15 protein-coding genes are annotated in these 14,443 nt (G+C 68.4%); 5 read left to right on the top strand and 10 right to left on the bottom strand.

Annotated features, from left to right (window positions below; genetic code table 11):
- Window position 1: 1 nt before the first annotated feature.
- A complete protein-coding gene (locus tag ACOCEP_RS16810) occupies window positions 2–799 on the bottom strand; it encodes a TIGR02569 family protein (protein ID WP_482338266.1) in 798 nt (265 codons plus the stop codon).
- A gap of 105 nt (window positions 800–904) precedes the next feature.
- Between ACOCEP_RS16810 and ACOCEP_RS16805 the strand changes: the two genes are divergently transcribed.
- Window positions 905–1,852 (top strand): hypothetical protein, encoded by a 948-nt coding sequence (locus ACOCEP_RS16805; protein ID WP_482338264.1) that lies wholly within the window; start codon window positions 905–907, stop codon window positions 1,850–1,852.
- Between the two features lie 267 nt (window positions 1,853–2,119).
- Here the strand turns inward: ACOCEP_RS16805 and moeZ are convergent, their stop codons facing one another.
- The 3 genes from moeZ to ACOCEP_RS16790 form a co-directional block, all read right to left on the bottom strand.
- Window positions 2,120–3,298, bottom strand: coding sequence for an adenylyltransferase/sulfurtransferase MoeZ (moeZ, locus tag ACOCEP_RS16800; RefSeq protein ID WP_465416911.1), 1,179 nt, complete (start codon window positions 3,296–3,298; stop codon window positions 2,120–2,122).
- Between the two features lie 119 nt (window positions 3,299–3,417).
- Window positions 3,418–4,596, bottom strand: a complete 1,179-nt coding sequence (locus ACOCEP_RS16795) for a DUF3152 domain-containing protein (RefSeq protein WP_482338262.1) — start codon at window positions 4,594–4,596, stop codon at window positions 3,418–3,420.
- Window positions 4,597–4,677: 81 nt separating this feature from the next.
- Window positions 4,678–5,535, bottom strand: coding sequence for an alpha/beta fold hydrolase (locus ACOCEP_RS16790; RefSeq protein ID WP_482338260.1), 858 nt, complete (start codon window positions 5,533–5,535; stop codon window positions 4,678–4,680).
- Between the two features lie 283 nt (window positions 5,536–5,818).
- On the opposite strand from ACOCEP_RS16790, the gene ACOCEP_RS16785 reads away from it, so the two are divergent.
- A complete protein-coding gene (locus ACOCEP_RS16785) occupies window positions 5,819–6,442 on the top strand; it encodes a TetR/AcrR family transcriptional regulator (protein WP_125680286.1) in 624 nt (207 codons plus the stop codon).
- A 71-nt stretch (window positions 6,443–6,513) separates the two neighbouring features.
- Here the strand turns inward: ACOCEP_RS16785 and ACOCEP_RS16780 are convergent, their stop codons facing one another.
- Window positions 6,514–7,935 carry an amidohydrolase family protein gene (locus ACOCEP_RS16780; RefSeq protein ID WP_482338258.1) on the bottom strand — a complete coding sequence of 474 codons (1,422 nt, stop codon included), beginning with the start codon at window positions 7,933–7,935 and terminating at the stop codon, window positions 6,514–6,516.
- A 165-nt stretch (window positions 7,936–8,100) separates the two neighbouring features.
- Between ACOCEP_RS16780 and ACOCEP_RS16775 the strand changes: the two genes are divergently transcribed.
- On the top strand, window positions 8,101–8,637 hold the full coding sequence (locus ACOCEP_RS16775) for a carboxymuconolactone decarboxylase family protein (protein WP_482338257.1): 537 nt from the start codon (window positions 8,101–8,103) through the stop codon (window positions 8,635–8,637).
- Window positions 8,638–8,888: 251 nt separating this feature from the next.
- On the opposite strand, the gene ACOCEP_RS16770 is transcribed toward ACOCEP_RS16775, so the two are convergent.
- Both ACOCEP_RS16770 and ACOCEP_RS16765 read right to left on the bottom strand, forming a co-directional pair.
- Window positions 8,889–9,812, bottom strand: a complete 924-nt coding sequence (locus tag ACOCEP_RS16770) for an alpha/beta fold hydrolase (RefSeq protein ID WP_482338255.1) — start codon at window positions 9,810–9,812, stop codon at window positions 8,889–8,891.
- Window positions 9,809–10,717 carry an AurF N-oxygenase family protein gene (locus ACOCEP_RS16765; RefSeq protein ID WP_482338253.1) on the bottom strand — a complete coding sequence of 303 codons (909 nt, stop codon included), beginning with the start codon at window positions 10,715–10,717 and terminating at the stop codon, window positions 9,809–9,811. The genes ACOCEP_RS16770 and ACOCEP_RS16765 overlap by 4 nt, the downstream gene beginning before the upstream one ends.
- A gap of 50 nt (window positions 10,718–10,767) precedes the next feature.
- Between ACOCEP_RS16765 and ACOCEP_RS16760 the strand changes: the two genes are divergently transcribed.
- Entirely contained in the window at window positions 10,768–11,535 is a 768-nt protein-coding gene (locus ACOCEP_RS16760) for a TetR/AcrR family transcriptional regulator (protein ID WP_038519016.1), read from the top strand.
- Window positions 11,532–11,858, top strand: coding sequence for a DUF4873 domain-containing protein (locus ACOCEP_RS16755; RefSeq protein ID WP_482338251.1), 327 nt, complete (start codon window positions 11,532–11,534; stop codon window positions 11,856–11,858). Before ACOCEP_RS16760 ends, ACOCEP_RS16755 begins: the two co-directional genes overlap by 4 nt.
- A gap of 74 nt (window positions 11,859–11,932) precedes the next feature.
- Here the strand turns inward: ACOCEP_RS16755 and ACOCEP_RS16750 are convergent, their stop codons facing one another.
- The 3 genes from ACOCEP_RS16750 to ACOCEP_RS16740 all read right to left on the bottom strand — a co-directional run bounded on the left by ACOCEP_RS16750 (window position 11,933) and on the right by ACOCEP_RS16740 (window position 14,270).
- Complete coding sequence (locus ACOCEP_RS16750; RefSeq protein WP_482338249.1) at window positions 11,933–13,213, bottom strand: heparan-alpha-glucosaminide N-acetyltransferase domain-containing protein; 1,281 nt, start codon at window positions 13,211–13,213, stop codon at window positions 11,933–11,935.
- Between the two features lie 114 nt (window positions 13,214–13,327).
- On the bottom strand, window positions 13,328–13,558 hold the full coding sequence (locus tag ACOCEP_RS16745) for a DUF3107 domain-containing protein (protein ID WP_016331489.1): 231 nt from the start codon (window positions 13,556–13,558) through the stop codon (window positions 13,328–13,330).
- Window positions 13,559–13,616: 58 nt separating this feature from the next.
- Entirely contained in the window at window positions 13,617–14,270 is a 654-nt protein-coding gene (locus ACOCEP_RS16740) for a ferritin-like fold-containing protein (protein ID WP_043848581.1), read from the bottom strand.
- Between the last annotated feature and the right edge of the window lie 173 nt (window positions 14,271–14,443).

The following is a 14,443-nucleotide window of genomic DNA, read 5'->3' as shown; positions in this document are numbered from 1 at the left end:
CCTACAGTACGGCGCTCACGTCCCGGGCGGCGGCACGAAGTCCGTCGTGCGCCGCCCGGGTCGACCGCGGGTCGAGGGCGTTGGCGGCCAAGCGGAAGAGGACCGCCCGCAGGAGAAGCTGGGGCCACTCGGGCAGATGCGCCCAGCGTTCGAGGAGGTCGATGGTGGCGCCGCCCCAGGCCAGCGCGTCGACCGCGACGATCGCGGCGCCCCATTCCCCCGGCCGGTAGTACGGCACGAAATCGACGATGCCGGGGGCCGCGTCGCCGTCGAAGAGCACGCCGGCGAGAAGTTCCCCGTGGACCACCTGGTCCGGCAGTTTGACCGGTCTTCGCGACCCGGCGAGCACCTCGAACCAGCGGCCGCCCTTGTTCTCGTCGAGCGACGTTTCCGCCTCGCCCCAGGCGAGTTTGTCCGCCAGTGCCTCGATATCGGTGCGCCGCCCCAGGAAATCCGGCCGCGGCAACCCGGCCGTCGCGCGATGCAGTTTGACCGCGGCGTGCACGACCTCGTCGTACCGGTGCTCGGCCGTGCCGGACACGAACCGGTTCGCCGACCAGCCGCCGACCACCCACCGGCCGTCGCTGGACCGGACCGGCTTCGCGACCCGCAGCCCCGGCTCGGCGATGGCTTCCAGCGCCCGCGCCGTCCACAGGGTCCGCGACTTGTCGACGACGGGTTTGAGCACGAGATCGTTGTAGCGCCAGGCGGTGGTGCCGGGCAGCGGTTCCGCGTCACCGGTACGTCCGCCGAACGCCGAACAGACGTGTTCCGGAGGGCTTTCAAGGGTGGCACGCACGGCTCGGCACGTTACCCCGTCTCCCGCGCCACGAACGAGAAGACGCGCTGGTCTTGAGTAGCGATACTCAAGACAGGATCGCTTCTGACCTGCCATTCTTCGACCGTGGTCCCCCGAACGGCTCAGCGCACCGCCCTCGCACTCGGCTCCCTGTGGCTGCTCGGCACGCTGGGGGCGCTCACCGCGGGCCTGTTGCTCCCGCTCGCCGCGTTCCTGCACGTTCCCTGGATCGCGCTGCCGGTGCCGCTCGTGTCGATCGGGGTGGTCTACCTCGTCGTTTTCGCGGCTCCGGAGGCTTTTCCGTCCGTCGCGAAACCTTGGCCGCGGCTGGCGTTCGCCTTCGCGACCGGGCTTTGCGGTGTCTTCGGCGCGATCTTCGTGCTGGAGGTGGCCGAGGCGTTCGACCCGCGGTTCGCGGCGCCGTTCCTAGGAGTGCCGGTACTGCTCGTCGCGGGTCTGTTCGCGCGAGGGCCGGTCGTCCGGATCGGCGCGGGAGTCCTTCTGATCGCGCTGGTCGCGGGCGGGATCGCCGTCCCCGCCGCGCTGCCCCCGGACACTCCCGCCCGGCGCCTCGCCTCGACCGGTGTCCCGCACGACCGCACCCTCGCGGCGGACCTCGGCGCTCAGCGGCTGCCGACCAAGGCGACCGAAGACTCCGGATCGCTGATCGTCGAGTACGCGCCGCAGCTGTGGATCTCGCCTGTCTGGACCTTCGCGACCGACGCCGTCGAGAGCTGCGAGACGTCGGTGAAGACCGCTTGGCGCCTCGAGAACGCGACGTGCGCTCAAGTCGGCGAAGGCGAGTTCCTCCGGCGGAACAAGGACCGGATCGAGTTCATCCAGCGGCGCGGCGCACTGTCGGTGCACGTCGCGGGGAACCACAACTGGAAACCCGAGGAGCTGCGGGAGCTGGCCGGGAAGACCCATCCGCTGACCGACGCCGAGATCATCGCCGCCGTGCCGAAGTCACCCCGCGGAAACCGGACCGACGTCTTGGCGGGGTTCACGGCCTTCGTGCGGGGGATCTTCACCGGCCGCTCGCTCGGCTACTGACGCTCGGGGGAGCAAGGGACCTTTGCTACCGCGGCGGCTGGGGGTGTGTGGAAATAGGGACGTTGAGTGTCCCCGTTTCCACACACCCAGCACTCCGCGTAACGGCGCCTACGGACCGTGTGGATTTTGGTGCGTCAGATGACCCGAAATCCACACGGTCACCCGCCGACCTGCAGAAAGAGAGCAAGGGACCTTTGCTACCACCCGCGCGTGAAGGCCCCCTTCCCTCGACTCAGCCGAGGGAAGGGGGCCTTCACGCGCAAAACGTCAGTACGTCGGCAGGCTCTGGTCGATCTGCCGCGCCCACGCCAGCACGCCGCCCCCGAGGTGGGTCGCGTCCTTGAACCCGGCCTGGTGCAGCGCCGCGAGCGCCTCCGCCGAACGCGCGCCCGACTTGCAGTGCAGCACGATCGGCTTGTCCTGCGGCAGTTCCGACAGTGCCTCGCCCGAGAGGATCCGGTCCTTCGGGATCAGCGTCGCGCCCTTGATGTTCACGATCTCGTACTCGTGCGGCTCGCGGACGTCGATGAGGGCGAAGTTGTCGCCGTTGTCGAACTTGGCCTTGAGCTCCGCCGGAGTGATCGTGTGTCCCGAAGCGGCCGAAGCGGCTTCGTCGGACACGACACCGCAGAACGCTTCGTAGTCGATGAGCTCGGTGATCTTCGGGGTCTCCGGATCTTTGCGGATCTTGACCTCGCGGTACTTCATCTCCAGCGCGTCGTAACTGACGAGCCTGCCCAGCAGCGGCTCACCGATCCCGGTGATCAGCTTGATCGCCTCGTTGACCATGATCGAGCCGATCGACGCGCACAGCACGCCCAGCACGCCACCCTCGGCGCACGACGGGACCATGCCGGGCGGCGGCGGCTCGGGGTAGAGGTCGCGGTAGTTGAGGCCCTTGCCGTTCGGCGCGTCCTCCCAGAACACGCTCGCCTGCCCCTCGAACCGGTAGATCGAACCCCACACGTAGGGCTTGCCGGTGAGCACGGCGGCATCGTTGACCAGGTACCGCGTCGCGAAGTTGTCGGTGCCGTCGAGGATGAGGTCGTACTGCTCGAACAGCTCCAGCGCGTTGGACGACTCGAGCCGGTCGGTGTGCAGGTGCACCTTGACGAACGGGTTGATCTCGGCGAGCGACTCCTGCGCGGACGCGGCCTTCAGCTTGCCGATGTCGGACTGGCCGTGGATGACCTGGCGGTGCAGGTTGGATTCGTCGACCTCGTCGAAGTCGACGATGCCGAGCGTGCCGACCCCGGCCGCGGCGAGGTACAGCAGCGCCGGGCTGCCGAGGCCACCGGCACCGATGACCAGCACCTTGGCGTTCTTCAGCCGCTTCTGCCCGGTCATCCCGACGTCCGGGATGATCAGGTGACGGCTGTACCGGGCCACCTCTTCCTTGGTGAGCTCGGCGGCCGGCTCGACGAGCGGCGGCAGCGTGCCTGACATCGGGTCCTCCATCTCGCGTGGATCGCGGGTCGCATCCCAGTATCTACAACACGGAAAGGCCCGGACGCCTTCCCCTGTCCCAGATCCTGGGAGCAGTCCAGCAGATGAGACGGCGTGGCCTAAGGTGTCTGGTTCGGCCAGGAGCCCGGCTTGCAGACCTTGCCGTCCGCGGGCACCTTGCCGCGGTCGCCGCCGGGGAGATTGTTCAGCTGCGCCACGAAGTCGTTCGAGACGCCGAAGGTCTGCTGCATCATGACGGGCGCGACCGCGCCGTTCTCCGGGCAGCCCACGTGCTTTCCGCCCAATGCGTGCCCGACCTCGTGATTGATGGCGTACTGGCGGTACCCCGTCATGTCGCTCTCGAAGGCCATCGCCCCCCGCACCCAGCGGGCGAGGTTGATCACCACGCGCTTGTCGAAACTCGAGCGGTAGCAAGACGTCTCGTAGGTGATCTGGAACATGCAGACGTCCGCGCGATGCGTGGTGTTCGGTGTGGTGAGACTCACCCGGAAGGTGGGGTTCGGGTAGCTCGCGTCGACGCGCTGGAGCGCCTTCTTGCCGTCCCACGTCCAGCTCTTGGGATTGGACAGCGTGCCCTGCACCATCGTGGCGAAGCTGTCGTCACCGCCGTAGCTGGACGGGTCGATGCCGTCCTCGACCTCGACGGTGTACGTGAACAGCTGGCCCGTGCCCACCTTGTCGCCCTTGCCCGGCACCACGTGAAAGGTGCCCTGGCCGGACTCGGTGAAGTCGCCACCCTTGGGCAGGTCCGCGGTCGGGATCTTGAGGTCGACCGGTTTGGCCGGGTTCTCCGGGAGGACGTCGCCACCACCGTCGACACCAGCGCCCGGCTCGCCGCCGTTGCCGGCGGAACCGTCGGATCCATCGGCCGAAGCGAGGCTCGTCCCATCCGTGGCGATCGGCTCGGGCGGGCCGGTGGCGGTGTTGAACACGACCAACGCGGTGATCACCACGAGGATCGGCAGCGCGTACACCCGCCAGCCGTAGGTCTTGGCGAACTGGCCGATGCCGCCTTTGCGCTTGCGCTTGGCGGCGGCCTTGGCAGCACCGGTCTCGTGCGGCTTCCAGGACGCGCTGAGCGGCTGGGCGCTGGTCCGGCGGCCGCCGGGGCGGTAGCGGTCTTCGTCGAGCCGCTGCGATGGCGGCGGCGTCGGCCGGTACTGGCCGGTGCGCGGCGCGTCGGCGGTCCGGGGCTGGGCGCGCGGCGGACGACGGGCGGAGGCGGAGTACTGAGACCGCCGACCTTCGCCCTGCGCGCCTTGCTTTACCCGATCCACGCGCACCAGGGTGCCATAACCGAACTGTGATGTTGTGAGCGACCGGCGCTTGGCACGACGTGTTCCGCTCACCCGAATGGGTTACCAGGTGCCCGATTCGACCGCTTCCCACATACCCAAAACGGCCTTCGCTACGACATTCGGGCGTTCCATCTGCGCCACGTGGCCGGTTCGGGGAAGGACCAGCAACCGCGCGTGCGGGAGTAGCCGGGCGGTGCGCTCGGCGCGCCGGACGGAGATCACCCGGTCGTGCTGCCCCCACACGACGAGCGTCGGCGCGTCGACGGTCGGCGCGACCGCCCACAGCGACGCGGGCCCCCGGGCGGACCATGTCCGGAAGATGCCGAAGGTGCTGCGGGCCAGCGCGGGGGCGGCCCAGGCGAAGGCGGCGCGAGCGCTGTGTTCCTCTTCGAGCTCGTCCAGCCTGCTGTCGGCGAAGCGGCTCGGATCGGCGAAGCACAGCTTGATGACCTGCATGGCGCGCTCACGCGGGCCTAGGGCGGCCAGCTGCCGTCGCACCCTCGGACCGATGAGCGGCAGGTACGCGAACGCCATCCGCGGGTCGGACAGCCGTTTCATACTGGGCCGGAGATCCGGCATCGCGGGAGAGATCAGCGTCAGCGTCTTCACCAGCTCCGGACGGCGGGCCGCGACGAGCAGCGCGACCGCGCCGCCCATCGAATTGCCGAACAGGTGCACCGGCCCCGCTTCGAGGCTCTCGATGTGGCTCGCGACGATCTCGGCGTGCGAGTCGAGGCTGAAGTCGAACCCGTCGGGCGGCTCCGAATAGCCGAAACCCGGCAAATCGACGGAGGTGCCGCTCGCTTGGGGCGCCAGCAGCGCGGCGAGGTCGGTCCAGTTCGTGGACGAACCGCCGAGACCGTGCACGTAGACGGCCGTCTCCGAGCCGCCCGGCGTCCGGCGGATGTGCAATTTCACCCCGGCGACACCTATTGTTTCCCCGGGCCAAGGGGGCGGCGCGGGGTCCAGCGACGGCAACGACCTGCGCGAAAGCGGCACATGGGTCAGCGGCGGACGGCCCCCGGCGGCACGAGAAACTGGAGAAGACACAGCATCAAGGATGCCTGACCCTTGGCGGTCCGGCTGTACCGGCGAGTAATCTCGACCTCACTTCACGCGGTGGTGACCCCGCCTCGTGGAGCACCGCTCGACTGCGCTGACGCGTTCTCGGCGGAGACGAGTGCCTCGAACTGGAGGAACGATGACAGACATGGCGCGACTGCAGGCCCGAGGTGTTCGCCTGCCCAGAACGGAACGCCGCGCCCAGCTGCTGGCCGCCGCGCAGCGGGTGTTCGCCGCGAACGGATACCACGCCGCCGCGATGGACGAGATCGCCGAAGAGGCCGGAGTCAGCAAGCCGGTCCTCTACCAGCATTTCCCCGGCAAGCTCGACCTCTACATCGCGCTGCTGGAGAGCCACGTCGACGAACTGGTGCGGCGGGTCAAGGACGCGCTCGACTCCACGACGGACAACAAGCAGCGTGTGCCGGCGACCGTCGGCGCGTTCTTCGACTTCGTCAACAACGACGCCGGCGCGTTCCGCATGGTCTTCGAATCCGACCTGCGCGGCGAGCCCGCCGTGCAGGAGGCGGTGGACCGGGCGACGTCGGCCAGCGTCGACGCGATCACCGAGACCATCACCGCCGACGCGGGCCTCGACGAGGACAAGGCCCGGCTGCTCGCCGTCGGCCTCGTGGGCCTTTCGCAGGTCAGCGCGCGGTTCTGGCTGGCGCACCACAAGTCGATGAGCCGCGAAGAGGCCGTCGCCCTCACCGCCAACCTCGCCTGGCGAGGCATCGGCGGTGGTTTCCCCCTCCAGCACTGACCCGCGTTTCGTCCTCTGAATGCGATCCTTGCGCGTGCAACTACCGCATTCAGAGGACGAAACGCGTGGGGTCACTGGGGCAGGAGCTTCTTCAGGCGGTCCGCGGCGGCCTGGGCGTCGGCGACGACCTTCGCGGTGTCGATGCCGACAACGCGGCCTTCGCGCTTGAGGGCGCGGCCGTCGACGAACACCCACGAGACGTTCGCGGGCTGGGTGTTGAAGACCAGCTGATTCACCCAGTCCACCTTCGGCGCGAAGTTGACCGCCTGGGCGTCGACCAGCTGGAGATCCGCCCGCTTGCCCGGCGTCAGCGACCCGATCTCCTTGTCCATGCCGAGCGCTTCCGCACCGCCGAGGGTCGCCATGCGCAAGACGTCCGCGGTGGTCGGATAGACCGCCGGATCCGTCGCGGTCGCCCGCTGGAGACCGACGGCCGCGCGCATCACGTTGAACATGTCGCTCGTGTCGTTGGTGCCGCCGTCGAGGCCGAGCCCGACCTTCATGGTCCGTTTCTTCATTTCCGGCAGCCGGATCACGCCCGACGCGAGCCGCATGTTCGACAGCGGGTTGTGCGCCACGCTGACACCGGCGGCCGCCAGCTCGTCGAGGTCGGCGTCGGTGGTCTGGATGACGTGGTTCGCCACCAGCCCGGGGTGCAGCGCGTTCGCCCGCCGGAGCGCGTCCATCTGCCCCGCGGTCAGGTCGGCCTTCGATTCGAGCAGGTGCACGTTCAGCGAGACGCCGAGTTCGCGCGCGAGCTTCTCCGAGGCCTCGACGCTCGGGAAGTTCCCGGTGGAGGGATGGGTGCCGATCTGCAGGCGCGCCAACGGGTTCGGATCGATGACCTCGCGCTTCACCCGGCGGATCTCGTTCTGCAGCGCGGGATCGGTGGTGCCGTTGTAGGAGTAGAGGAACCGCAGCTTCGACTCGCCGAGCGCGCGGAGGCCGCCCTTGGCGAAATCGGTGTTGAAGGCGTGCGACCAGTCGGTGACCGTGGTGATGCCGGTCGAGACGACGTCGGCCGCGGCGAGCTTCGTCCCCGCGTACGCGTCCGCGTCCGTCACCGGTGCGCGGTACAACGGAATGACGCATTTACCGAGCCAGCCGATGAGTTCCTTGTCCGCCGCGCAGCCGCGGATCAGCGATTGCCAGAGGTGGTTGTGCAGGTCGACGAAGCCGGGCAACACGATCTTGCCGCGGCCGTCGACGACTTTCGCCGAGCCCGCGTCGAGGTCCTTGCCGACCTGCTTGATCTTGGTGCCTTCCAGAACGACGTCGGCGTCGGCGAGAGCGCCGAGCGGTCCTTCGCCGAGGCCGGGATCCATGGTGAGCACCATCGCCGCGTCACGGATGACGACACGACCTGACCCGGCGAACCCGGCATCGCTCCCGGCTTCGGTGGTCTCACCGCCGAGGTTCGTGAGCAGGGCCGCGCCGAGGACCGCGGCGAGGGTGAGGGTGAAGACGGACAGGATCGATCCACGTTGCTTCATCGTTCAACTCCCCAGTCGAAAGCAGCGTTGCAAGATCACGCTAGCGCCTCCGGGGAGAGCAAGGGACCTTTGCTACCGCTTTCGCGCAATCCAGCGGCAGCGCACCGAGCCGGGTTTCGGCTATGAATCATGCGACCGCGTTTGCCGATCCGCGAGGAGTCATCCATGCCCCACATCGCGCTCGACGAGAACCTGCCCGGCATCACCGCCCTGTTCGCCTACCGACCGGAGACGGCCGCGCCGCTCGGGCAGCTCGCCGAGGTTCTGCTTCGCGGCCCGAGCAGCCTCAGCGTGGGCGAACGCGAACTGATCGGCGCGGTCGTCTCGCGCGGCAACGACTGCACGTTCTGCTCACGCAGTCACGCCGCCGTCGCCGCCGAAGCGCTCGAAGGCGGCATGCCGGTCGTGGAGGCGGCTTGGAAGGACGTCGACGGCGCACCCGTCTCGGCGAAGGTGAAGGCGCTCCTGCACGTCGCGCTCGCCGTCCGCGAAAGCGGGAAGGCCGTGGGCGGAGACCTGATCGAGACGGCCCGCGCGGAGGGCGCGACGGACGTCGAAATCCACGACACCGTCCTGATCGCGGCCGCGTTCTGCATGTTCAACCGCTACGTCGACGGGCTGGCCACCCTCGCCGTCGACGACCAGGACGCCTACCGGGAGACCGGGGTCCGCCTCTTGGCGCACGGCTACACGAACCTCTGAGGAGAGCAAGGGACCTTTGCTACCGCCTCGCCGCGCCGCACGTCGCGAAGGCCGCTCTCTGCTGCCGCCGGGCCCACCCCCGGACGTCGCGAAAGCCACTTTCGCGACGTCTGATGTCCCGAAAGTGGCTTTCGCGACGTCTTCAGGCACGTCATCCGAAGCCCTGACCTGCAGAAAGAGAGCAAGGGACCTTTGCTACCACTTGTCTCAATGTCGAGAGAAGCGGTAGCAAAGGTCCCTTGCTCCCCTGTTCAGACCCTCGCGGCGCGGCGGACGAGGGCGGCGATGCGGTCCGAAACCTCTTGCGCCCGTTCCTGCGGGAGCATGTGCCCGGCGCCCGGATAGCGCACGAACTCGGCCTCCGGCAGCTCGTCGGCGATGACCTTGGCGTGCGGCGGCGGGCAGAGCCGGTCCCGCTCCCCCGTGAGCACGACCACCGGTTTGCCCTGCAGCGCGGCCAGCGTGACCCGGCAGTCGTGCCGCGAAATCGCGTCCTGGAAACCAGCGACGCTCGCCGGATGCGCGCACAGCAGCTGCTCGGCGACCGAGTCCACGTCGGCCCGCGCGGGCCGACGGCCGAAAACGAGCAGCCGCGCACCGGGCCGCACCACCGACAGCGGCAGCGGCAAGGCGTCCCGGCGGTTCTTCGCGAGCAGCTTCGCGAGCCTCCGTTCGAACCTCGCCGCGCCGCTGCCCGCGATCCCCGGCAGGCCGAGGGTGATCCGGTCCATCTCACCGGACGACGTGGCGACGAACGCGACCCCTGCGACGCGCCGGGCCACGAGATCGGGGTGCCTGCGCGAAAGTTCCATGATCGTCATGCCGCCCATGGAGTGCCCGGCGAGCACGATCGGCCCGTTCGGGACGCGGTCCTGGATCAGCTCGGCGAGGTCGTCGGCGAGGGTCGCGATCGTGGCCGTCCCCGGTTTCGCCGGCGCGGAACCGCCGTGGCCGCGCAGGTCGTAGCGCAGGGTTCGGACGGAGTCGCCGAGCCGCGCCACCACGCCGTCCCAGGTCCGGTGGTCCTGGGTCCAGCCGTGCACGAGCACCAGCGTGAGCTCGGAGTCGGCGGGCCCGCTCGTCTCGACGTGCAGGGCGGTGCCGTCACCGGTCACGAAACGATGTCGCCGCGACGGGTCCCACGAGACGGCGTCGCGCTGCTTGACGCTCCTCATCGCTTCCCCGGCAGCAGGAAGGACTTGCGCCAGAAGTACATGCCCGGTTTGCCGACCAGCCCGGATTCCTGCAGGAACGGCATGATCTTCTCGCCTGCCCACTGGATGCTTTCGCGCCAGTTCGGGTTGTTCAGCGCGGCTTCGACGCCGTCACGCGGACGGATGCCGACGGCCTTGTAGACGTTCGGGTTGATGAAGGCCCGAGTCACGAAATACGAAACAAGCGCGATGATGAACTGCTGATAGACGATTTCCTTCTTCGACAGTTTCGCCATCCCGCGAGTCACCTCTTCGCGGGCGAAGGTGACGTGCCGGGCTTCTTCGAGCACGTGGATCCGGTTGACCATGCGGACCAGCGGCTGGATGTCCGGATCGTTCATCTGCTCGCGCTGAAGCCGGTCGAGGACCTCTTCGGCGACCAGGATCGCGCCGTAGCGCGCAGGGCCGTAGCTGATCGCCGGCATCAGTTTCGCCAGCCGCCGCAGCCACGGCACCGGGCCGTAGGACGGGCAGCCGATCCGCGAAGCCATCCGCGCGAACATCGTCGAGTGACGGCATTCGTCCGCGATCTCGGTCAACGCGTACTGGGCGTGCGAACTGGTCGGGTCCTCTTCGTAGACCTCCTTGAGCAGCATCTGCATCAGGAGGATTTCGAACCACAGCCCGGTCGTGGCGACGCTCGCGACTTCGTGCTTGCCGAGTTCGATGCGCTGCTCTTCGGACAACGAGTCCCACAATTTCGTGCCGTAGAGCGAAGAACGGTGTGCCGGGATGAAGCGCTTCCCGTCGACGAGCGGGGCGTTCCAGTCGATGTCGACGTCGGGATCGTAGAACTTGTTCGCGGAGGACTTGAGCAGCCGCTCGGCCGTCTTCTCCCGGTCTGTTTCCTTCAGCGCCCGCGTCATTGCCGACACACCCCTATCTGTAACTCGTGGTAACAGTTACCTCTGGTAGCATGACTGGGGTGATCGAACGTGTCAAGCGCAACAGCAAGCAGTCGAGCAAGCACCCCACGGCGGGTGAGGCCGACACGGGCGACGCCCGTCGCGACCGCTGGCGCAAGCACCGGATCGCCCGCCGCGCGGAGTTCGTCGAGGCCGCTCTTCGCGCGCTCGACACGCACGGCCCGGACCTCGGCATGGAGGACGTCGCCGCCGAAGCGGGCGTCACGAAACCCGTGCTGTACCGGCACTTCGACGACAAGGCGGATCTGTACGTCGCGCTCGGGCAGCGCGGCACGGAGATCCTCTTCCAGCGGCTGATCCCGGCCATCAACTCCGAGCTCGCCCCGGTCCCCCGGATCCGGATGGCGCTCGACTCCTTCTTCAGTGTCATCGAGGAGCACCCGAACCTGTACCGCTTGCTCGCCCGCGGCGGCCTGCAGGAGAAGGTGGTCGTCAAATCCGACGTCGTCGCCGAGGACAAGGAACTGATCGCCACCGCGCTGACCGCGCTGCTCGGCGACTACATGCGGATGTTCAACATGGACTCCGGCGCCGCCGAGCCGTGGGCGCACGGCATCGTCGGCATGGTGCAGAGCACCGGCGAATGGTGGCTGGACCGGCGCTCGATGGGCCGCGACAGCGTCGTCGAGTACCTGACGCAGATCATCTGGGCCGCGATCGACGGCCTCTCCCGGCAGCAGGGCATCGTCATCGACCCGAACCTGCCGCTCGAAGAGAACAAGGTCGTCCAGATGCGGAAGGAATCGGAGGCGCAATGAGCGAGCACGACGAAGACGGTTACGCCGGCGAAGCGGTCCTCGTGATCGACGGGACCGAGATCGCGGCCACGGTGGAACTGCGGGGCTACTTCCAGCCCATCGACGGGTACTACCGCTGGTACGGCCGCGTCGCCACCAACGACCGGGTGTCCGCGGCCGCCGGCGGCAAGAAGACCGCCGTCGAGATCCGCGCGGGCGAGTACAGCGCGAAGGGCGAGCTCTCCGACCCGGACCCGTGGGACCGCTACCGCATCATGGGCACCAGCACGCCGCCCTTCCACGTGCCGACCAGCCTCGAAGAACTGAACGAACTCAACGCCTGACCCCTTAGCGCGTGAAGGCCCCCTTCCCTCGGCTCAGCCGAGGGAAGGGGGCCTTCACGCGCTATCGGAAAAATTCAGCCCTGTCGTTGAGCGGGCACCCGAGCACCGGGCACCACGTACTTCGGCCAGCTCGACAGCTTGTTCATCGCCCATTCCAGCGGCCCGCGCCCGACGAACTTCCGCCACAGCACCGCGGCGGTCAGCGCGACCGCCGAGAACTCGACGAAGTGCAGCACGCTGAAGATCGAGTCGCCGTCGCTCTCGTCCCACAGCAGCGCGATCGCCACGAAATGCAGCACGTACGCGCTGAGCACCCGCCCGCCCAGGTCCGAAAGCGGCCGCAGCACGCGTTCGAACTTCGGCATCAGCAGCTGGCAGCCACCGATCACCGCCGCCGCGATCCCGATCGAGATCAGCAGGTCGAACGGCGTGTACGAGGTCCCCGTCGGCAGCAGTTCCCAGGCCCAGCTGGTGGTCGGCGGCGTGCCGTGGATCCAGGTCTGGTGCAGCCGCAGGAACTCGGGCGGCGTCATCCCCATCTGCGCGGCGGCCGGTTCCAGCGACCGATAGATCGCCTGCATGCCACCGAGCGGCCCGGTCGCGAGCCACGACACGAAATACCCGCCCACCGCGAGCGCGGAACCGCCGAAGAACAGCCGTCGGCACACGCTGCGCGAAGTCAGGTCCATCCGCCCGATCGCCATCCCGGCGAACACGTACGCCATCAGCGTCAACGCCGGGAAGGTGCCGGTCAGGACGAGAACGGTCGCGGCCTTCAGCAGCCCGGTCGACGTGACGTCGTCCGCGGTCAGATCCGGCGCGAAGAAGAGCAGGTCACGGGGCAGCAGTTGCGCCCTGATCAGATGCGAGAGCAGCGGGCCGGCCACGGCGACGACGACCGCCGCGATCGCCAGCGCCTTCGCGCCCGCGCGCAGCCACGGGATCGCGAAGAGGAAGCAGGCCCCGTAGTAGGCCAGGATCACCATGTAGCCGGTCTCGAGGCTGGTCAGCCACAGCCCCAGCGCCACCAGGAGCGGGGCGCGGGTCGCCAGTTTGAGCGCGACACGGGTCCGGTCGCGGCCCTCTTTGGGGCGGCGCCCGCCGGACATCAGCGCGATCGAGACCCCGGCCAGCACCGCGAACAACGCCGCGGAATGGCCTTCGAACGGTTTGAACAGCACCCCGACGCCGCCTTTGGCCGGATCGGGGCCGACATGCACCGCGTACATGCCGAGGACGGCCAGGCCGCGGGCGACATCGATACCGGTCAGCCGCCCTACGGCCCGTTTGCCTTGGTCGGGAACAGTGCGCACGCCGTCGACCAGCGCGCGGTCCATCACAGTGACGCCGTCCACCTCATTTCTCGGCTAGCCCCCTGCCGTCCCCGCCTTAGCGTGACGATCAAATCTGAGAGCTGGCTGAGACGCGGCGGTGACGCCACTGTGACATCCGACTACAACCCGATCGGGTTAGTCACCAACGGCGAAGCCGACCTTGCGAACATCCGACGGCGCGATCTCGACGTAGGCGATCCGGTCGGTGGGCACGATGTACTTGCGGCCCTTTTCGTCGTCGAGGCGGAAGATCCCGTCGCCGGCCCTCAAGGCGTTCGCGACCAGTTCCTCGACCTCGTCGGGCGACTGGCTGCTGGACACCACGAGCTCTCGCGGCGTGTCCTTGATGCCGATCTTGACCTCCACGTGGGACCTCCGCTTGAAGTTCGAAATTACTGGTGCGCCAAGGCTAGCCGAAGTGACCTCAGCCGAGCCCCAGCACCTGCATGCGCTTGGTGTGCCCCTGCTGCAACCGGCGGAACAGCGCGGCGATTCCCGAAAGGTCGCCGGAGCCTTCGACGATCAGTTCGGCGAGCCCGTCCCGCTCGGCGACGACGTACTGGGCCTGCGTCAACGCCTCGCCGAGCAGTCGGCGGCCCCACAGCGCGAGCTTGTCGCGCGCCTTCGGGTCGGCCTCGATACCGGCCGCGACTTCGCGCTCGGCGAACGCGGAATGCCCCGTGTCGGCGAGCACGGTGAGCACCAGGTCCTTGGTCTCGGGGTCGAGCCAGCTGGCCATCTCGCGGTAGAGGTCCGCGGCGAGCCCGTCACCGACGTAGGCCTTCACCAGCGACTCGAGCCAGGAACGCGGCGCCGTGGAGGCGTGCCAGGCGTCGATGTGCCCGACGAAGGGCCGCATCGCGTCCTCGATCGCGACGCCGTGCCCCTTCAGATGCTTGGCGAGCAGGTCGTAGTGCCCGATCTCGGCCGCCGCCATCGACGCCAGCGCGGCCCGGCCGGACAGCGTCGGCGCGGTGCGCGCGTCCTCGGCCATGCGATCGAATGCGGACAATTCCCCATAGGCGAGTACGCCGAGCAAATCGACTACGCCTTCACTGATCTGCTTTGCCTCGGTCACGGCGGAAAGGGTATCGCCGAACACACCCGCCCGGTCCGGAAGAGACCGATCCCACCTTCGTCGGCGCGCCGGGGGCTATCGAAAAACCGCAGATCAGGTAGACTGGCCGCCGGATACGACGGATCTTCCGTCCCGGATCGGGACGCCGCTGCGGCTGAAGGACAGCCGGTGTG

The sequence above is a fragment of the Amycolatopsis sp. CA-211722 genome (assembly GCF_056828465.1).
This window is presented reverse-complemented; position numbering and strand designations above follow the sequence as displayed.